The organism is Leptolyngbya sp. NIES-2104 (assembly GCF_001485215.1).
Classification (GTDB): Bacteria; Cyanobacteriota; Cyanobacteriia; order Leptolyngbyales; family Leptolyngbyaceae; genus Leptolyngbya.
In genome coordinates this window covers 2,769,642-2,788,215 of the sequence record NZ_BBWW01000001.1, presented here as the reverse complement: position 1 = coordinate 2,788,215, position 18,574 = coordinate 2,769,642, and the positions used below count along the sequence as shown (strand labels likewise).

The 18,574-nt window shown below is 47.2% G+C and carries 18 protein-coding genes; 9 read left to right on the top strand and 9 right to left on the bottom strand.

The features are described 5' to 3' along the window. The first annotated feature begins 125 nt into the window (after nt 1-125). Entirely contained in the window at nt 126-626 is a 501-nt protein-coding gene (locus NIES2104_RS12960) for a DUF4168 domain-containing protein (RefSeq protein WP_058998598.1), read from the top strand. A gap of 132 nt (nt 627-758) precedes the next feature. On the opposite strand, the gene NIES2104_RS12955 is transcribed toward NIES2104_RS12960, so the two are convergent. The 3 genes from NIES2104_RS12955 to NIES2104_RS12945 are packed head-to-tail and all read right to left on the bottom strand — an operon-like array spanning nt 759 to nt 3,473. Next, entirely contained in the window at nt 759-2,144 is a 1,386-nt protein-coding gene (locus tag NIES2104_RS12955; RefSeq protein ID WP_058998597.1) for an NAD(P)/FAD-dependent oxidoreductase, read from the bottom strand. After that, entirely contained in the window at nt 2,120-3,160 is a 1,041-nt protein-coding gene (gene cobD / locus NIES2104_RS12950) for a threonine-phosphate decarboxylase CobD (RefSeq protein WP_058998596.1), read from the bottom strand. The genes NIES2104_RS12955 and cobD overlap by 25 nt, the downstream gene beginning before the upstream one ends. Nucleotides 3,161-3,191: 31 nt before the next feature. After that, nucleotides 3,192-3,473, bottom strand: coding sequence for an HU family DNA-binding protein (locus tag NIES2104_RS12945; protein WP_058998595.1), 282 nt, complete (start codon nt 3,471-3,473; stop codon nt 3,192-3,194). 398 nt (nt 3,474-3,871) lie between these two features. On the opposite strand from NIES2104_RS12945, the gene NIES2104_RS12940 reads away from it, so the two are divergent. Continuing rightward, nucleotides 3,872-4,150, top strand: coding sequence for a hypothetical protein (locus NIES2104_RS12940; RefSeq protein WP_058998594.1), 279 nt, complete (start codon nt 3,872-3,874; stop codon nt 4,148-4,150). Between the two features lie 12 nt (nt 4,151-4,162). Here the strand turns inward: NIES2104_RS12940 and NIES2104_RS12935 are convergent, their stop codons facing one another. From NIES2104_RS12935 to NIES2104_RS12915, 5 genes are all read right to left on the bottom strand, one after another. Next, on the bottom strand, nt 4,163-4,825 hold the full coding sequence (locus NIES2104_RS12935; protein ID WP_058998593.1) for a Uma2 family endonuclease: 663 nt from the start codon (nt 4,823-4,825) through the stop codon (nt 4,163-4,165). Nucleotides 4,826-4,828: 3 nt separating this feature from the next. Then, nucleotides 4,829-6,436 carry a hypothetical protein gene (locus NIES2104_RS12930; RefSeq protein ID WP_058998592.1) on the bottom strand — a complete coding sequence of 536 codons (1,608 nt, stop codon included), beginning with the start codon at nt 6,434-6,436 and terminating at the stop codon, nt 4,829-4,831. Between the two features lie 118 nt (nt 6,437-6,554). Further along, the gene (locus NIES2104_RS12925; RefSeq protein ID WP_058998591.1) at nt 6,555-7,652 is read right to left on the bottom strand and encodes an LOG family protein; all 1,098 of its coding nucleotides are present in this window, start codon (nt 7,650-7,652) and stop codon (nt 6,555-6,557) included. Nucleotides 7,653-7,808: 156 nt separating this feature from the next. Next, the gene (gene trxA, locus NIES2104_RS12920; RefSeq protein ID WP_339375243.1) at nt 7,809-8,177 is read right to left on the bottom strand and encodes a thioredoxin; all 369 of its coding nucleotides are present in this window, start codon (nt 8,175-8,177) and stop codon (nt 7,809-7,811) included. A gap of 325 nt (nt 8,178-8,502) precedes the next feature. After that, nucleotides 8,503-9,666 (bottom strand): GuaB3 family IMP dehydrogenase-related protein, encoded by a 1,164-nt coding sequence (locus NIES2104_RS12915; protein WP_058998590.1) that lies wholly within the window; start codon nt 9,664-9,666, stop codon nt 8,503-8,505. A gap of 302 nt (nt 9,667-9,968) precedes the next feature. Here NIES2104_RS12915 and NIES2104_RS12910 point away from each other — a divergent pair, with 302 nt between their 5' ends. Next, entirely contained in the window at nt 9,969-10,172 is a 204-nt protein-coding gene (locus NIES2104_RS12910; protein ID WP_058998589.1) for a hypothetical protein, read from the top strand. Here NIES2104_RS12910 and NIES2104_RS12905 read toward each other — a convergent pair. Then, nucleotides 10,161-10,748: a metalloregulator ArsR/SmtB family transcription factor gene (locus tag NIES2104_RS12905; RefSeq protein WP_058998588.1), complete on the bottom strand. Its 588-nt coding sequence runs from the start codon at nt 10,746-10,748 to the stop codon at nt 10,161-10,163. The two genes, NIES2104_RS12910 and NIES2104_RS12905, sit on opposite strands and share 12 nt — an antisense overlap. Before the next feature lie 101 nt (nt 10,749-10,849). Here NIES2104_RS12905 and NIES2104_RS12900 point away from each other — a divergent pair, with 101 nt between their 5' ends. The 6 genes from NIES2104_RS12900 to NIES2104_RS12875 all read left to right on the top strand — a co-directional run bounded on the left by NIES2104_RS12900 (nt 10,850) and on the right by NIES2104_RS12875 (nt 18,487). Beyond that, nucleotides 10,850-11,170 carry a hypothetical protein gene (locus NIES2104_RS12900; protein ID WP_058998587.1) on the top strand — a complete coding sequence of 107 codons (321 nt, stop codon included), beginning with the start codon at nt 10,850-10,852 and terminating at the stop codon, nt 11,168-11,170. A 21-nt stretch (nt 11,171-11,191) separates the two neighbouring features. Continuing rightward, nucleotides 11,192-11,710, top strand: coding sequence for a Ycf51 family protein (locus tag NIES2104_RS12895; RefSeq protein ID WP_058998586.1), 519 nt, complete (start codon nt 11,192-11,194; stop codon nt 11,708-11,710). Nucleotides 11,711-11,733: 23 nt separating this feature from the next. Further along, the gene (locus NIES2104_RS12890; protein WP_058998585.1) at nt 11,734-12,891 is read left to right on the top strand and encodes an iron-containing alcohol dehydrogenase family protein; all 1,158 of its coding nucleotides are present in this window, start codon (nt 11,734-11,736) and stop codon (nt 12,889-12,891) included. A 35-nt stretch (nt 12,892-12,926) separates the two neighbouring features. Beyond that, nucleotides 12,927-14,111, top strand: a complete 1,185-nt coding sequence (locus tag NIES2104_RS12885; protein WP_058998584.1) for an aspartate aminotransferase — start codon at nt 12,927-12,929, stop codon at nt 14,109-14,111. A 79-nt stretch (nt 14,112-14,190) separates the two neighbouring features. Further along, nucleotides 14,191-15,837, top strand: coding sequence for an alpha/beta hydrolase (locus tag NIES2104_RS12880; RefSeq protein ID WP_058998583.1), 1,647 nt, complete (start codon nt 14,191-14,193; stop codon nt 15,835-15,837). A gap of 115 nt (nt 15,838-15,952) precedes the next feature. Next, nucleotides 15,953-18,487: a CHAT domain-containing protein gene (locus tag NIES2104_RS12875; protein WP_058998582.1), complete on the top strand. Its 2,535-nt coding sequence runs from the start codon at nt 15,953-15,955 to the stop codon at nt 18,485-18,487. Nucleotides 18,488-18,574 lie beyond the last annotated feature (87 nt).

Below are 18,574 nucleotides of genomic sequence, written 5' to 3'. Positions count from 1 at the left end.
GAAACGAAGATCTTTATCGAAAATTCTCAAAGTTTTTTCCACGTGCTGGAACTTCTTGCGAGTAAAATAATTCAGATTATTTGTACCTCTCTTGTGTGCTAGTTTTCGGAATGTCACACCGCCTTATGATGATGAACCGTGATTTTTCTTCTCTTTCTCGTTGGCTCGTCAAACGCTCGATCGCGTTGGGCGCATTTTCTGCGATCGCGGTTTTAGCAGGCTGGGCACCGGACTTTTCTGCTCCTACCGTGTCTCAAGCCTTTGATAGTTCCGCATCGGCTCAAGAATCCGCCTTTACTCGCTATGTCCGGGCAGCGGTCGCGCTCGAACAGCGTCGCCAAACGCTCCAAGGTCAACTCCAACAAGTCACAGGTGGCAACGTACCGAGCGGCGTTTGTCAAAACATCAGCCAAGTCAATCCGAATGCTCGCGATCGAGTACGCGGCTTGTGTCAAGAGTTTCGTCAAAGTTTCTACCAAATCCTGGCAGACCAGAAACCGCAATTGACGATCGACGAATTCAACTTGTTCCAAAGTCAGGTGGGCAGTCGTCAAATGTGCGATCGTGTGGCTCAAGAAGCGCGTCGTCTCCAACTCGGCGAAATTAGCTGCAAGGATGCCAAATAGCGATTCCAAACACGGTAGAAATCACAGCGTTTCTACCGTGTTTTTCCAGTAGAACCGTAGCGGATGAACTATCAACGAATCAGATTCGGAGTTGGTACGCTGACCTGAGATCGACGGAAGGTGAGATCGGGCTTATCGTCGCTCGTCTAAATTCGTTCGCCCTCGCTGCCAAGCAAAGTAGCTCTCCTGTAAATCCTGAAGGAAATCATTTCGCTGCAACTTGCGATATTCGTGAGCCGCATTTCTGAGTATTTCTGAAAACGCTGGAGACGCATAAGAAAAACGATCGAAGAATTGCACTCTCAAATTCTCAGACATTGCTAGAGAAATCAAATGAATTAACTCGATCGCATTTTCTCCGACAAGATGCGCTCCTAAAATCTGACCATTCCGCCGCACAATTAATTTCAATAGTCCGGTTGTCGCTCCCGTGATTTGTGCCTGCATCAAAGCATTAAACGGTAAACGCAATATCATTACATCGCGACGATAACGGCGAATCGCTTGAGTTTCAGTCAGTCCAATCCAAGCAAATTCAGGATCAGTTGCAACAGATTGAACAACGCGATCGTAATCGACTTTGTAAATCGGTAGCGATGATAAATTCTTCAGAACAATATCGGTTTGATAACGGGCGATCGATTGCACCGGATGAGTGATCCAATACACACGCGGATGACTCGTTTGTAAGCGATCGTTGAGTTGAATCGGTGAATCAATCTCCAATGCTTGCAGATTCAGACTCGAAACGTTTTGCTGCCAGCCTGCGGTGATTAAAAGTTCGTCAGTCTCGATCGCATAATTCTCAATCTCAATCCGTTTCTTATTCCCGCTTTGGCGAACCTCTCGAATGTGCAGCGTATTAATAATTCGGATTCCTTCCGCTTCGAGCGCCGCTTGAACTAGAAAAGCCGTTTCTAAATCTGCCATTGATAACAAGTGCGGCTGTCGAATTAACATCGTCACTTGTGCGCCCAATCGAGCATACAACTGAGCAAATTCAACCCCGATCGCATCATCGCCAATAATCACGATCGATTCAGGAATTTTCGTAATCACAGAACTCGGTGTGAGAAATTCAACGCCTGAAGCACTCACCATCTCAGACACGATCGGCGTGTAATCGGTGGCAATCAAATAAGCCCGCGATCGCAGAATTCGACCTTTTACGGTAAATCCAGTCTGAGGCTTGCGGCAGAACTCACCAGAACCAGGGATAAATTCGATTCCTAACCCTTCTAGCTTTGCTCGATCGTAGAATTCTTGATGAGATTGCGCGATCGCAGTCGTATACCGATTTACCGAATCTAGACGCAACTTCACATCGGCATCAAAGCACGATCGAGAACTCTGAGCGATCGTTTTTGCAAACTGAGAGAGAATACGACTGCACGAAACTTTCGGCTGACAATTTTGCTCGACGAGGGCGACTCTTGCCCGTTTTCGAGCCGCCTCGGTCGCGGCATAAATTCCAGTTTCCGAGTATCCGATAATTACGAAATCGTAGTCAGCAGGCATGAAGTTAGCCCATCAATTAAACGCTGATTTTCCGCAGGCAAGCGAATAGCTATCCGAAAATAGCGATCGCCTAATTCCGCAAAACTCAGACAATCTCGAATAAGAATCTTATCGTGTTCTAGTAATTGTTTCTGTAGTTGAGTGACGGAACGCTCCGATCGCACCAGAAAATAGTTCGCCACACCCGGAAGCGGCGACAGTCCCCCAATTGCTTTCAATTCCTCAAAAAGTTGTGGACGAGCAGCATTCAGCCAATCAAATGTCTGTTTCTGAAATTCATAGTCTTGTAAAACCGCTTCAGCCGCAACCTCCGCCAAAGTATTCACCGACCACGGATCGCGTCGTTGTTGCCAAGTTTTGATCCGATCGGGATGAGCGATCGCATATCCAAACCGCAATCCTGGCAGTGCATAGAATTTGGTCAGCGATCGTAAAATCACCAAATTTGGATACCGTTCAATTTCCGAAATCAAACTCTGATCCGGCGGCAAGAAGTCCATAAACGCCTCATCCACCACGACCAGCGCAAACTGATCTAACTGTTCTTGAATCAAGCCGCGATCGAACAATTTCCCGGTTGGATTGTGCGGATTGTTCAACAGCAGTCCAGACGATCGAGAGCCTTCTAAATTTGCTTCGATTGGAACCCGCTGAATCTTTGCTCCAAACGCATTCAACGCCCTGAAATAGTCGCCAAACGCAGGCACAAACAGCATTGTTTGATCCAACTCCGCCAAGTCCCAACATGCCCAAGTCAGCAATTCTGCCGAGCCATTACCGGGCAAAATCCAATCCGGAGAAAGCTGGTGGATCTGAGCTAGCATCGATCGCACCTGCGAATAATTCGGATCAGGATAGTCCCGTAATCGTGGCAGATGCGCTTGAATCGCGTCGATCGCCGACTTTGGAGTTCCCAAAGGGTTGATACTGGCAGAAAAGTCAAGAATTGCACTGGGGGAACAGCCAACAAGACCTGCTGCCCAAGATACGTTTCCCCCATGCGTTGGACGAACCAAAATGATTTCCTGCCTGTTTACAACGGTGAGCTTAGTCTTCGGGTGCAACTTTCTCTTTGAACAGCTTCCCTGCCGAAAATGCAGGAACGCGAGTTGCCGGAATTTCCATCTTATCGCCCGTTTTCGGGTTGCGTCCTTCCCGCGCTTTCCGTTCACGCGATTCAAACGAACCGAATCCAACCAAGGTCACTTTGTCACCAGAGGAAACAGCTTCTACGATCGTTTCGATCGCTGCCGACAGGACTGCATCGGCTTGTTTTTTCGTGACACTTGCTTTTTCTGCCACTGCATCAACGAGTTCACCTTTGTTCATAACAATCTCCCAAGAGAAATAAGAAGGGCTTTAGCGTCTCACATGAGACTGGTTTTTGAAACTCTAAGATGGGGAGTTCAGATCGCCTGAAACTCCGATTCTCTCGAAATTTCAATTGCCCATTCTATAGGCTGTTTCCAAATTGTGAACGTCTGAAAGCTTTAAGTTATATGGATTTCAGAATTATTTTTTGGATTTTCGCGATTTTGATGAGTATTTGTGCTCAAAAAATCAGTTTTCCTGATCAAAGGTCGGAGGTTTTTAACGATTTGGCAATATTCATCAGCGATCGAGAGTCGATCGAAAAAAGTGCGATCGACTCCTCTACCAGTCTCATCTAAGACAGTTTAGAGAACAGATTCAAGCGATAAAATATAGACAGAGTGAAAAATCCCGGAATGAATATTTCAGAAAATCCAACCAATGCCGATATTCGCGATGCTCTCCTCCAACTGAGCGAAAAAGTCGAGCAGCTTGACGAGAAATTTGATCAGAAGTTTGAAAGCTTGAGTGAAAAGGTCGATCGACTCGATTACAGATTTGATGTCTATCAGAAGGGCACAGATGCAATGGTGCGAATGGCAACCACGATCATTATTGCTGCTGCGTCCGTTTTGATTCTGTCGAACCTCAGCCCTGCAATTACAAAAGTCGTAACGGCTTTGACGACGAATTAGCGATCGACTTCCTCAAATCTGATCCGGATCAATTCCCATCTGCCGCAACTGCTCCGCTAACTGTTCGGCTCGTTGCTCTGCCTGATCTGCTCTCGATCGTTCTTGTTGCAGCAAAGCATCTAATTCTCCATAACTCAAAAACTTTCTGCCGTTTGAGCAATAGATTTGCATCGGACTGGCTGACAGATCAAAGCGAATGCTAAGACGCGGACTGGTATAACTGGAGAAATCATCAATTTCATTCAGCATTCCATTGCATTTCAACCAACCTTCAACACGGTTAGCATCCGGATCATAGATGTAATACTCCTCAACATCGTAGTCTTCGTAAAAGACTAACTTTCGCGCCATCTCCCGTTTCGTATTGCTCGGAGACAAAATCTCAAACACGACTTGCGGAGGTAAATTTGCTTCTTCCCACTGTTTGTATGAACTTCGGTCGCCTTTCGGTCTGCCGAATACGACCATCGCATCTGGAGCCGCACAAACATTAGGATTGCCCTCGACTGGATACCAGAGCAGATCACCTGCAACAAAGACATTTGGCTCATTCTGAAACAAGAGATCTAAATTCTTCTTAATCAGCACAATCCATTCAAACTGCTTGGTATTGTCCGCCATCGGCTTCCCGTCGCTTTCCGGGTAAATAATATCTGATTTGATTTCAGCAACCATAAGCTACATCCAATCGACTGCAAATTTACGCTCTAACAAGCCCAAACCGAGATCGTCTGAAGAAAGCGATCGTACTTCATACAGCGCCATCATATCCTTCAAGCTCGGATTGCCCCGACTCGCCCCAGTCAAGCCCTTCGCAATCAGCAAGCCACAAATGCCCTTCGTTTTTTTACACCGCTGATCCCATTTTTTCCGCGCCTGGGCATGAGTCGGATCGTCCTCGTCAAACTCACCAAATAAATGTAAGTCGCCGTTCTGAGTTTGCAGCAAACCCAAATCATAGCGATCGCCGACAAATGGATCAGACCCCGGATTAAAACAAACTCCGCCCAGTCCTCCAGAGGCTTCGATTTCCTCGATCATTTGTTTCGCTTTCGGACGCGAAGTTTGAATCAAAATAATTGGCAAACCATCGCCCGCTTGTGTGGGTTCGTCGAGTTGAAAATGGTCAGCAGTTAATCGCAACTGCTCGACAATCTCCCACGGCACAACGCCCAAGCTGAGATAAGAATTTTCGGGAACCAAATCATCCCGGATCATTGGCATTTCGCTGAGTTCAGACTCATCGCCATCGACCATCGCATACAGTTCTTCTGCGACTTCAGGCAGCGTTGAGACTTTGACCGAAATCGTGTCGCCCTCTGGAGACGGAATCTTGAATTTGCTACTAATTGCAGGAAAGTTATCGTTTATCAACTTGCGTCGATGAGTCTTCAAGAATCGATGAAAGGCTTCGAGCGCCACGATAAACGCGATCGCTTCTTCTTCATAAAGAAACGATCGAATCCCTTCTAATGGATGCAAGTTACCAAAGACTGGTTTAAGAACGGGTTCGAGCATTTCTAACTCGTCTTCTAGCTCGTCTTCGTCGTCTTCAGTTTCATAAGTCAGAAACAAACAGTCCTGAGTTAAAAACGCTTCTTCCATCCGATCCATCGAATCATTAGAAAGAACGCGCTGACGGAATTGTTTGAGCGAATCGAGCGAGCGGTAAAGTAAAACGCCGTATTCCATGCCCAACATTCCCATCACCGAGGCATAGACACAGCCTAAATCCCATCGATTCAATTCAATCTCTAAAATCTTGTGATCCGGTAACAGTGACCAGGGCGCATCTTCCCAGAGCAAGTCTGCTTTCGCTAATAGTTCCTCAGCAAACTGTGGCGGCAATGCTGGGGGGCGTGCATTCGTCGCGTCCTGGAAGCCTCGGAAAATCTCATCGATCAGCGGCAATTCTGGAACGTAATCGAGTGCAATCTCTAGGTCTTGAAGAACGCCTCTTAAATAAAAGAGCGTTTCCCGATCGCGCACCACAATTTTCTGAGGTCGAGCGGGCTTCCCTGGATTGTGCGGATGCTCCATTGCCCGCAAAAGCGTTCTCACGATCGCTTCATGTCCCGTCTCGATCGGCACGACATCCATCGCCCTCACCATGCCTTGAGAGCCATCCACCCAGAGAATACATTCTCCTTCAGGGTTCGGCGACTCAGACCAAGCCGGATCAATCGGCGCACCGGAAGTTAAGACTCGTCGATCGCCTTCCCAAACCGAGGGAATCTGCGGCAACTCCAGTAATCGACGAAGGGTAGAACGGTTAAGACCAGTCATAAACGCGCCATGAACACAGTGAGACGATGCTGCATACAATGCAGTAGCCTTTATCTTAATCCGTCCCTTTCATCTCAGCACCGAAACGCTTAAGGTTCTGCAATGTTTCGCGTTCACATTACTTGCGTTCTGGATGAGCGTAAACCTCTGGCGGTGGATTGCCCAGCATATTGATTGCTGCAATCAATTGATAGAGCTTGCCGAGATCGCGCTGATTAAAGTGCATGATCAACCGGGGTAGCTGATAAGTTTCGTCTTGGGCTTCCTGTGCAAGCGGCTTCGTTCTCTCAATTTTGCCCGTTACGAGAATATCTTTAAATCGATCGTTCAATTCCGCGATCGCTTCGTCACTCAGTTCCGTCTTCAATCGCAGCACCAATTGACCCCCCACATAGCGACTAGAGTGATACACCTGATAAAAGCTGGAAATTGCCGCGATCGCCACATCCAAATCATCGGTGATCGTATACAAACTCGGATCGTCCGCGCTAATCAACCCGCGTTTCATCAATTGCTTATCAATGTATTCCGCCCAATCATCCCAGTAGCGCCCACCCGGTTTATCAATGAGAACTAAGGGAACAGGAGCCGATTTTCCAGTCTGCGTCAGCGTCAAACATTCAAACGCTTCATCCTGTGTGCCAAACCCACCCGGAAACAGCGCTAACGCATCACTTTCTTTAAGAAAGAAAACTTTTCGAGTGAAGAAATATTTGAACGGAATTAGCTTCGGATCGCCCTGAATAAACTGATTCGCGCCTTGCTCAAACGGCAATTGAATATTCAAGCCAAACGACTTATCTGCGCCCGCGCCTTCGTTGCCCGCCTCCATGATGCCGCCACCCGCACCTGTGATCACCATGTAGCCCTGTTGCGTCACACACTGGGCAAATTCCTTCGCAAGCTGATACTCCTCGGTATCGGGCTTAATTCGGGCAGATCCGAAAATCGCAATCTTTCGCACATGCCGATAGGGATAAAACACCGTGAATGCTCGTTCCATATCTTGCAGCGACGCATTCAGGATTTTCCAATCTAAGCGATCGATCTCATCACCACTCATGCGAATAATTAACCCCAACGCCTGAGCAATCAGCTCTCCATGCTGCAAGGTTGGCAAATGATCTAAAAGATCATTGAGCGTCGATCGTAAAGATTCAACGTTAATCAGCGGCGTAGGTTGGGACGAAGCGGACGGGGACGGGTCAAGTGACATGGACGTTCCTCACAGGGGCATTCTATTTTAGCGATCTGCGGGCAGAATGCGATGCCCGCACCGATACTGAAAAAACGCTCCAGAAGATTATTCTGGAGCGTCTTTAGCACTGTGACAAATGAGTTTGAGCAAATGAGACGAATCCAGGGACGAATCTTAAAGGTGCTTTTCGAGTGTATTTGCAAGCGTCGTTTTGGGAACAGCGCCAACGACCATATCAACTCGCTGACCGCCTTTGAAAATCATCAATGTGGGGATACTGCGAATTCCATATTTACTCGCGACACTGGGATTTTCATCGGTGTTGAGTTTGACCACTTTAATTTTGCCTTCGTACTGCGCTGCAATCTCATCGACCACAGGCGCAACCATCCGACAGGGACCACACCAAGGTGCCCAGAAATCCACGAGGACGGGGACTTCACTCTGAAGCACTTCCTGGTCAAACGAAGAATCTGTAACTTGTGCGGCTGCTGACATTCCTGAAAATCCTTGCCTTTGTTTCATTTGACGAAATTCTAACATAGCAAGAACAGGGGAACTCAGCTTCAGGCTAGACATAATTAGATACAAACCGCGGTCGAGCTGAATTTAAGTTTTTGCCTGAATTAAGAAAGTATAAATACCTCTTTAAAAACAAGGAACCGCCTAAACCGAAGTCCAGGCGGAGTGTGGTGTGAGGAGTGAACGGAAACATGCGTCTCCGCTTCCTTTATTCTAGACGACAGTTTTGGTTTTACCCGGCAATCTTGCAAGTCTAGGTACAACTCTTCAACTTTTGATGAAAAGATTATTCTATAATCGCACTTTGTAAAGAAAGGGTCATGCGATCGTAGAAGAAAGATAGCTGTTACTTACCCATTCCAAGCTGTTGTGCTTTCTGGTAAACCTTGCCTTCCGTTAATAGAGATGGAGCAATTACAACATCGACTTGCTGCATTTCCTTAATATCTTTCGCACCCAGCGTTCCCATGCTTGTTTGGAGCGCCCCTAATAAATTGTGCGTTCCATCATCTAATTGAGCAGGTCCGCGCAAAATTTGTTCCAGGGTTCCAGTTGTCCCGACCCGAATCCGAGTTCCTCTAGGAAGAATCGGGCTAGGAGTTGCCATTCCCCAGTGAAATCCGCGACCCGGAGCTTCTTTTGCTCGTGCAAACGGCGATCCGATCATCACCGCATCTGCGCCGCAGGCAATACATTTACAGATATCGCCACCCGTAATCAATCCACCATCTGCAATGACCGGAACGTATTTCCCAGTTTCACGCTGGAAGTCGTCACGGGCTGCCGCGCAGTCTGCAACAGCGGTCGCTTGTGGGACACCCACTCCTAAAACACCCCTAGAGGTACAAGCTGCACCCGGTCCAATTCCTACGAGAATCGCAGCGGCTCCAGCTTTCATCAGATTTAATGTCACTTCATAAGTCACACAGTTCCCAAGAATGACGGGAATCGGCATCTCTTCACAGAATTTTGCGAGATCTAAAGGATCGATCGATTCCGGTGAAAGGTGCGCTGTCGAAACCACCGTCGCTTGAATAAAGAATAAGTCCGCTCCAGCTTTGGCGGCAATTTGTCCAAACTGACTTGCACCTGCCGGAGTCGCGCTCACTGCTACGATTCCGCCTTGAGATTTGATTTCTTGAATTCGTTTCTCGATCAATTCGGGCTTAATCGGTTGCGAATAGAGTTCCTGCATTAACGGGACAAATTCAGTTGTTCCAACTGCTGCAATGCGATCGAGAATCGGATTCGGATCTTCGTAACGAGTTTGAATCCCTTCTAGATTGAGTACTCCCAACGCTCCCAACTGCGAGAGCTTCACTGCCATACTTACATCGACGACCCCATCCATTGCTGAAGCGATAATCGGAATTTTACGCTCAATTCCGCCGATCGTCCAGCGTGTATCTGCCAGTTTCGGATCGAGTGTCCGCTGTCCTGGAGAGAGCGCAATTTCGTCGAATCCATAAGCTCTTCGAGCCGTTTTGCCCCTGCCGATTTGAATATCCACGCCAATGTTCCCCAAGAACTAATTGGATAAGAGTATCAAATTTCAATCCATCTTGTGTGAGAAAAACAGAGCGTTTCATAACAGACGCGCAGGTATCTCGTATGCTATGGTCTGTTGACTTTGAGCAAGGTAATGCAGACGACAGTCCAGGCAATTCGATGTTTTGAACTTTGTTGTGATTTGACCAGTAAGTATCGCTCGATCGATTTAGTTAGATTTGATAGACGAACGGGAAACGTCGTCATCTTGTCGGGCGAAGAGATTAATATTGAAATTAAGCCAAATGGAAGGTGGGACTTTGTATGAGTGCAAAACCAGACTTTAATTCAATGACCCAGAGCGAACTCCGAGCATACGTGCTAGATCACCGAGACGATGATGAAGCTTTACACGCTTTTATTGATAAATGTCGGGCTGAAAATCCGCCTTCGCGAACTTATGGAGATGGTGATGATGTGAGTGCAGCGATCGATGAATATCTCAAACAACGCCGTTCACAAAACTGATTCTTCTCGCCATTCGCTTTCAGGTTCGCGCCAGTAAACGCCATTTTCCCGCTGCATCATTCGATATCCGATTAGTTCACGTCGCAGTGTTGCAGTATCTGGATGAATGCGTTTGATGATTTCGTTGAGCGATCGCTCTGGATAGTCTTGCCCCATTTCAAACTGATTCACGAGCCATTTCAGGATTACCCAACGTTTTTTCCGACTTGCGGGAATTTCTCGTAAGCGATCGCCATCTAGAAAATTTCTTAAGACTTTATCTTCCCAAGCATCCGGATTGATCTCGCTTGAAACAGTCGTCATTTGCGTGGAAAAGATCGCTTTACTCAAATCTTGCAGGGCTTCTTGATTAAGGCGATAGAGATGTGTATTGCGATCGGGACGCATCTGAACTAGATTCAATTCTTTCAATTTGCTCAAATGATGGGAAATTGTTGGCTCTTTAAGTTGTAGAAGTGCGGCAAGTTCTTCCACGCTGTATTCGCGCTGTGCCAAAATCCCCACAAGTTTGAGGCGGCTCTCGTTTGATAGGGCTTTGAAGAAATTCAGGAGAGTTTGAAATTCAGGTTGTGACATAATATCTATTTCGATGCTTTTCTAATTAGAATTCTATCGAATTAGTTTTGAAGATGCCACTCGTTGCGCCTTATAATTTTTGAAAAGGTCTATCCAGTGTCATGTCAGAAGAAACTCAAAGCAATCTCAGCAATCGAATGGATCGATTAGAAGCGAACCTTGATCAGTTCATCGATGTCGTTCTCCAGAATCAGCGAAATCAAGCTGTACAGCTTCAAATTCATCAAGAGCAAATTGCCTCTCAGCAGCAGCAGATCAGCGAAATCAGACAACTATCTCAGCGACTTGCTGAAACTCAGATCGAAATGTTTGCCCGCTTCGATCAGATGCAGTCTGAAATTCGAGGACTTCGGCTTGAAACTCAACGAATGCTGGACGCTTATTTGAATCCAGAGCCACCGGACGAGGATACTGGTAATTAGATCTAATTTGAAAACTTGTTTATGTTTGAAACCGCGCAGTTAATTGAAAAAGGTCAATGGTTGGGCATTGCTACGATCGCATTTGCCGTTTTAACAATCATTGGCTTCATCTTCAAATGGGGAATTCGCTTCCGACTGGTTGGAATCACCGGATTCACTGCTGTTCTCACCGGAGGCGTTTTTGCCCTCAGTTTAGGACTCTACAATCGCCCACAGATTTCTGGAGCGATTCATTATTCGCGGGTGTACGATGCGGGAGCGGCTCAAGTCGTCATTGCTGTGCCACCGAGCATTACAGAATCTCAACTCGAAGCGACATTAAAACAAGCATCGATCGATATTTTTTCTCCCGGTCGCTTGGGACAAGGCGCAGATCAGATGACCATTCGAGCGCGAACCGTTCTGCATCCGCAAGCGGGGATATCCCAACCTTTATATTTAGGTGAAGTGAAGCGATCGCTCTCGATTCGCGAGGATGAAAACGCTACGATCAAGGTGTATCGCGAAAACTTGGCACAATTACCCAAGCCGACCGCTTAAAGTTTGTTTTTCTACTCGAAACAATGCCTACTCAATCGAATTCCATAGTTTCGTTATCGATCGCACCTGCTCAAGTCGTTCGTGGATTTGGTGCGATCGGACAAGTTGGGGATCAAATCGCCCGCTTGGGATCACGTCCCTTAATGGTTGGGGGAGATCGATCGCTGGATGTGGTCAAGTCTCGCCTAAGATCTGTCTTCAAATCTCATTCGCTTCAGGCTGCAAAAGCAAGTTACGGTAAGGACTGTAGCGAAACGAGTTTAGAGAATTTGAGAAAAGCGGTCGCAGATCATCAAGCCGATTTCATCATCGGCGTTGGAGGCGGAAAAGCGATCGATACGGCGAAATTGTTAGCCTATCAATGCAAATTACCGATCGTGACGATCCCGACCTCCGCTGCAACTTGCGCGGCTTGGACAGCATTATCGAACATCTATTCTGAGCAACACGCTTTTCTTTACGATGTTGGATTGGCACATTGTCCAGATTTGTTAGTGCTGGACTACGATTTGGTTGCGACTGCACCCCAGAGAACCTTGATTGCAGGAATTGGAGATGCGATCGCGAAATGGTACGAAGCCTCAGTCAGTAGCGGTCACTCTGACAAGACTTTGCTAATCGCCGCCGTTCAACAAGCGCGAGTCTTGCGCGATATTCTGTTCCAAAAATCCGAAGCTGCCTTAAACAATCCTTTGGGATCAGACTGGCAAGAAGTTGTTGATGCTTCGGTGCTAATGGCTGGCGTGATTGGTGGAATTGGCGGTGCACAATGCCGAACGGTTGCTGCTCATGCGGTTCACAACGGATTGACGCATCTGTTGAAAAGCCATCATGCGCTACACGGGGAAAAAGTCGCGTTTGGGATTCTCGTACAGCTTCGACTCGAAGAAATGGTGCAAGGTAATCAGCTTGCCGCGACATCGAGACAGCAATTGTTGAAGTTTTATGAGCAGATTGGATTGCCAAAGACTTTGGCGGATTTGGGCTTGGGTGAAGTGTCGATCGCGCAACTCCAACACGCCGCAGAAATCGCTTGTAACGAAACTTCAGACATTCATCGCTTACCGTTCCCAGTCGTTCCCAGCCAACTGATGGCGGCGATGGTGTCCACCACTGCACCCACTACCATGACTCGACCTGAAAAGAGCGATTTATCTCAGGTTGGATCTGCGGTAGAATAGCCAACTCAGTCGTCAATCGTCTCCGTTTCAAGCTCATGAATTTGCCCTGGATTTCTCCTGCCGATCGTTTAACGAAGCTGCCTCAATATGTCTTTGCGCGTCTCGATGAACTCAAAGCCAACGCCAGAGCGCAAGGTGTGGATTTGATCGATTTGGGAATGGGAAATCCAGACGGGGCAACTCCAGCCCCGATCGTGGAATCGGCAATGCACGCGATCCAAGATTCTAAGAATCATGGTTATCCGCCGTTTGAGGGCACAGCCAGCTTTCGGAAAGCGATCACGGATTGGTATCGTCGGCGGTACGGAGTCGATCTCAATCCTGACGGGGAAGCATTACCACTTTTAGGATCGAAAGAGGGATTAACGCATTTGGCGCTGGCGTATCTCGATCCGGGGGATGTTGTTCTGGTTCCAAGTCCCTCTTATCCGCCGCATTTTCGAGGTCCATTGATTGCGGGTGCGACACTGTATCCGATGGTGTTGAAAGCTGAGCAGAGCTGGTTGATTGACTTAGCTGCGATTCCAGATGAAGTCGCGCAACGGGCGAAAATTCTGTATTTCAACTATCCGAGCAATCCGACAACTGCAACGGCTCCCCGCGAATTTTTTGAGGAAATCGTGGCGTTTGCGCGTCGGCATGAGATTTTACTGGTACACGATCAAGCGTATGCAGAATTAGCGTTTGATGGATATCAGCCGACCAGTTTGCTCGAAATTCCAGGCGCAAAAGATATTGGTGTAGAGTTTCATACCCTGTCCAAAACGTACAACATGGCAGGTTGGCGAGTTGGCTTTGTGGTGGGCAATCAGAATGTCATTCAGGGGTTACGGACGCTGAAGACGAATCTGGATTATGGAATTTTTTCAGCGATTCAGACCGCAGCAGAAACAGCGTTGAATTTGCCCGATCGCTATTTAGTCGAAGTGCAAGACCGCTACCGAACGCGCCGCGATTTTCTGATTGATGGACTCACAGAACTGGGTTGGTCGATTCCAAGACCGAACGCAACGATGTATCTTTGGATTCCGGTTCCATCTGGAATGGGTTCGACCGATTTCGCCTTGAAAGTGCTGCAAAAAACCGGGGTTGTTGTGACTCCAGGAAATGCGTTTGGAGCGGGCGGCGAAGGGTATGTGCGAATTAGCTTGATCGCAGACTGCGATCGCTTAGGAGAAGCCCTCAACCGATTGAAGCAAGCCGGAGTTCGGTACGCTTAAACCAAATTTCAGGTGCAAATGTGCGATCGCGGGCTATCATGATTCGACCAATTGATACCCGTAGCGCGAGGATGCACCTATGAGCCGCCATCTACTTACGATCGAATCCTTTGAGACGAATGGATTTCGTTTTCCAGGCTATATGGTGAGTAGTACGGCTCCGATTAATGTTGAGGAAAAAGAAGATCTAAATGTCGATGCGCTTCGCGACCGAGATCCGACTGAAGTCATTCAAGAAATCGCTAAATACTTGATCGAAAGTGATGGAAATGCTGAGGTTCTAATCGCGATTCATGGTTATAACTCAGAGCCATCCGGTGCAAGATGGTGGTATGAAGAAACGCGCCGATATATTCATCAGAATTTTGCCAATCAGGTCGCTCCAAACTTCATGGTGATTGGCTATCGATGGCCCTCTGAAAAAGTGATGCCCGATAATGTTGGTAAAACGTTTCGGGGTAGCTTGCAGTTTCTTCAGATTATGATGAAGGCGTTCAAAGCCTTACCGAAACCTTTAGCGATCGTAGGCGTTTTTAGTCTTGCACTTTGGGTAATTGGTGGAATTTTCAGCACGATTATTGAAGCACTAAAACTGGTCAGTAATTTCACAATTCTCACCGCAGCTTCTTTCGTTCTAACGATCTCCTTATTTGTTGTTGTTACTATTCTGACGATCTTTGTTTTAAGAATTTCTGGATATTTTCGAGATACTTATCGAGCAGCAAATTACGGGGTTGCTGATTTAGTTGAATTTATCCGTCAGCTTGATCATCAGATTGTGCAGCAATCTCCGAACGGCAACCCAACTCGAATTCGGCTGAATTTTCTCGGTCACAGTATGGGTGCGTATGTTGTGACGAATACGGTTCGGATTTTGTCGGATGTCTTCGATCGAGACTCGATCGGAAATCTCGAAATTAGTAATCAGAAAAAATGCCCGTCTCCAAATATTGGAAATGTCTTTCGATTAAGCCGATTAGTTTTAGTAGCACCGGACATTTCGGCTGAGGCAATTATTTCAGGTCGAGGCAATTCTTTAAGATCTTCACTGCGTCGTTTTGATGAGGCTTATCTCTTCAGCAATGAAGGCGATATGGTGCTGAAAATTGCCTCTACTGCGGCAAACTATTTCAGCTTTCCAGCCATTACTCGTGACGGTGGTTATCGTCTAGGAAACGTAACTGTGAGGAATCCTGGAAAGTTTGGAATTGAGAGAAACGGCATTGTAAATTTAGACCCCAGTGGTAAACTGCTTCCCTTAAAAGGCAACGATTTTCTCGATTGCCTATTTATCCGCGAAGACTTTCCGCTTTCCAAACGACAAGCAGAAATCGGACTAGAAGGAGATCGCTTTATCGCAGAATTGTTCACCTATTTCGACTGCACCAATTACAAAGAAAACGGTAAAGGAATCGTCAGTCAAGCCCTTGGAAAACCATTTCTCAACCTCAAAGATTACATCGCTCTCATCTTTTCCGGCAAAGATGGACACAATGGACTGATCTATGAGAAAGATGCCGATTTTGGTCGTTGGTTAATGTACGGATTAAGCAGTTTGGGATTTGAGAAATTACTGAAAACGATCGACCCCAATCAAAGCAACGAACAAGCCCTGCTCAATCTTCTTTCTGAACACTGCGAGGCGAAAGGCATTCAGGTTTTACTAGCGAATGAGCGATACGACTGCACCGTCTTACATAAATCGTGCGATCGACAAGGCTACTAACCCGTTGCGAAATCGCCCAAAATAAAGTATCGATAACCCGATTGACCTAGGGGAACACTAAGACTGTTTATCCGGTGAAGCATTGTTGCAAACCACTGATCCCAGGTAACAGTCTATGATTTTTCGATCGAAACACCGTCGGTTGTTCTGCTTTTGTCTCGGCGCTCTGAGTTTATCGTTATCCCTCGCCGTCTCCCCCGCAAACGCCACCTTCCAAGCGGCTCCCGCTCCCATTGTTTCTCAATCCGTGTCCTCCTTAGATCAAGGACGCAAACTCTATCAATCCGGGCGATTCGGAGACGCGATCGCAGCTTGGCAATCCGCCGCCCAAGACTATCGCATGAAAGGCGATCGCTTAAATGAAGCCCTCAGTTTAAGCTATCTTTCTCTTGCCCAACAGGAACTGAGTCAGTGGAACGAGGCGACGAAATCGATCGAGCAAAGTATCGCCCTGCTCAAAGACGCGAAGCCCGGAGCCGATGCCGTTCTGTGGGCGCAAGTGTTGAACACTCAAGCGAGTTTACTGCTACATACCGGAAAGGCAGAAGCCGCTCTCGAAAGCTGGAAGCAGGCGCAAACTTACTACGAGAAAGCAAACGATACAACTGGAAGCCTGGGCACTCAGATCAATCAAGCACAAGCACTTCAAAGTCTCGGATACTATCGCCGAGCGAAGCAACAATTAAGTGAAATCAATCAACGATTAGCAAAATTGCCGAACTCTGATATCAAAGTCAGCGGTTTAAGAACACTCGGCATCACACTGCAAATGATCGGGGATTCTACCCAGAGTCGAGAAGTTCTAGAACAAAGTTTAGCGATCGCTAAAGATCTCAAACTGAATTCTGAAGTTAGCGCAATCTTAGCTGGACTTGGAAAAACCGCGATCGATCTCGACGATCCAGAAGCTGCTCTGAGCTACTTTGAACAATCTGAACAAGCTGCCCTTACTCCGGTTGAACAATTACAGGCAAGGCTCGATCGATTTAGATTACTCGTCGATTACGATTTGTTAGACAAAGCCGCTCCACTGGCACCTCAACTGTTGTCGCAACTTCAGCAGCTTCCACCGAGTCGCACTTCGATGTATGCGGCGATCAACTTTTCCGCTTCATTAAATACGCTCGAAGACCAAGAACAACTGGTGCCATTGAGTGACGTTTCAAAGCTATTAGAAAAGACGGTTCAAGCTGCAAAAAACATTCAAGATCCTCGTGCTGAAGCTTACGCACTGAATCAATGGGGCAAGCTCTACGGACGAACCGAACAATGGCAAGAAGCAGCAACTGTGACCGAAAAATCGCTCTTAATTGCACGTCAGTTCCAAGCAGACGACATCATCGCTCAATCTGCGTGGCAAATGGGACGACTGTATCTAGAACAAGGACAGACGAAAAACGCGATCGCGCCTTACACCGAAGCTGTCAGATCGCTCAAAGCCATTCGAGGCGATCTCGCGGCAATCAATCCCGATGTGCAATTCTCGTTCCGTGAAAGTGTTGAACCTGTCTATCGTGAATTTGTTGCGCTATTGCTAGAAGGTCAGCCAGGACAGGCAGAACTCGCTCAAGCACGGGAATTAATCGAATCGCTGCAAGTTGCAGAACTCGATAACTTCTTCCGAGAAGCTTGCTTAGATAAAACTCAGCAAATCGACCAAGTTGACTCAACCGCAACGGTCGTTTATCCGATTATCTTGCCCGATCGCTTAGCGGTGATTCTTTCTACTGCGGGTCAACCCTTGCAGTATCACATCACTCGCAAACCGCAAGCTGAGATTGAAGAAACACTCTCTGAACTATTGAGCGCATTGAACCCGGTATCTGATTTTCGCGATCGCGATCGTTTCTCTCAACAAGTGTATGACTGGCTGATTCGTCCCGCAGAATCGTCACTCAAAAACACCAAAACCTTGGTCTTTGTTTTGGACGGAAAACTTCGGAACATTCCCATGTCTGCGCTCTATGATGGCAAGCAATACCTGATCGAGAAATATGCAGTCACGCTGTCCCCCGGACTTCAATTAATGACGGCCCGATCGCTGCAACAGACTCAAGTTGGAGCACTGGTTGGCGGAATTAGTGAATCTCGATCGGGCTTTGCTGCCCTGCCTGCGGTGGAATCAGAAGTGAGGCAAATCATCAAAACGGTTCCAGGGGCGAAACTGTTGAATGCTGAATTTACTGGGAATGCGTTAGCCGATCGCTTAAAGAACAGTCAAGCGAACGTCGTTCACCTTGCAACACACGGACAGTTTAGCTCTCGATTGGAAGATACATTCCTGCTAACTTGGGACGGCAAAGTCAACATCAAAGAACTCTCTGAACTGCTGCAAACTCGCGATGCTTCAAGAGCGATCGATCTTCTGGTTTTGAGTGCTTGTGACACTGCAAGTGGTGACGATCGAGCAGTCTTGGGTCTTGCTGGATTAGCGGTGAAATCAGGAGCACGATCGACATTAGCAACACTTTGGCCCGTGAAAGATAAAGCCGCTGCACTCCTCATGACTCAGTTCTATGAAGAGCTTCGACAACCGGGACGCAGCAAAGCGGAAGCCCTGCGCCAAGCCCAACTCAAACTGATTCGAGAAACCGATTTCCGCGATCCGTTCTTTTGGTCAGGATTCGTCATGGTTGGAAACTGGCAGTAGAACCGAGCAAAATCTGTGAATTCACGGATTTGCTTTTTAGAAAGTTACGCAAAGTCCCCACTGGCTAAAGGTTGATTTCTCTCTACG

Excerpts from the sequence above, each read along its gene's own strand:
- NIES2104_RS12960 (WP_058998598.1), top strand. The coding sequence starts at position 126 with ATGATGATGAACCGTGATTTTTCTTCTCTTTCTCGTTGGCTCGTCAAA.
- NIES2104_RS12955 (WP_058998597.1), bottom strand. The coding sequence starts at position 2,144 with ATGCCTGCTGACTACGATTTCGTAATTATCGGATACTCGGAAACTGGA.
- NIES2104_RS12945 (WP_058998595.1), bottom strand. The coding sequence starts at position 3,473 with ATGAACAAAGGTGAACTCGTTGATGCAGTGGCAGAAAAAGCAAGTGTC.
- NIES2104_RS12940 (WP_058998594.1), top strand. The coding sequence starts at position 3,872 with ATGAATATTTCAGAAAATCCAACCAATGCCGATATTCGCGATGCTCTC.
- NIES2104_RS12935 (WP_058998593.1), bottom strand. The coding sequence starts at position 4,825 with ATGGTTGCTGAAATCAAATCAGATATTATTTACCCGGAAAGCGACGGG.
- NIES2104_RS12930 (WP_058998592.1), bottom strand. The coding sequence starts at position 6,436 with ATGACTGGTCTTAACCGTTCTACCCTTCGTCGATTACTGGAGTTGCCG.
- NIES2104_RS12925 (WP_058998591.1), bottom strand. The coding sequence starts at position 7,652 with ATGTCACTTGACCCGTCCCCGTCCGCTTCGTCCCAACCTACGCCGCTG.
- trxA (WP_339375243.1), bottom strand. The coding sequence starts at position 8,177 with ATGTTAGAATTTCGTCAAATGAAACAAAGGCAAGGATTTTCAGGAATG.
- NIES2104_RS12910 (WP_058998589.1), top strand. The coding sequence starts at position 9,969 with ATGAGTGCAAAACCAGACTTTAATTCAATGACCCAGAGCGAACTCCGA.
- NIES2104_RS12905 (WP_058998588.1), bottom strand. The coding sequence starts at position 10,748 with ATGTCACAACCTGAATTTCAAACTCTCCTGAATTTCTTCAAAGCCCTA.
- NIES2104_RS12900 (WP_058998587.1), top strand. The coding sequence starts at position 10,850 with ATGTCAGAAGAAACTCAAAGCAATCTCAGCAATCGAATGGATCGATTA.
- NIES2104_RS12895 (WP_058998586.1), top strand. The coding sequence starts at position 11,192 with ATGTTTGAAACCGCGCAGTTAATTGAAAAAGGTCAATGGTTGGGCATT.
- NIES2104_RS12890 (WP_058998585.1), top strand. The coding sequence starts at position 11,734 with ATGCCTACTCAATCGAATTCCATAGTTTCGTTATCGATCGCACCTGCT.
- NIES2104_RS12885 (WP_058998584.1), top strand. The coding sequence starts at position 12,927 with ATGAATTTGCCCTGGATTTCTCCTGCCGATCGTTTAACGAAGCTGCCT.
- NIES2104_RS12880 (WP_058998583.1), top strand. The coding sequence starts at position 14,191 with ATGAGCCGCCATCTACTTACGATCGAATCCTTTGAGACGAATGGATTT.
- NIES2104_RS12875 (WP_058998582.1), top strand. The coding sequence starts at position 15,953 with ATGATTTTTCGATCGAAACACCGTCGGTTGTTCTGCTTTTGTCTCGGC.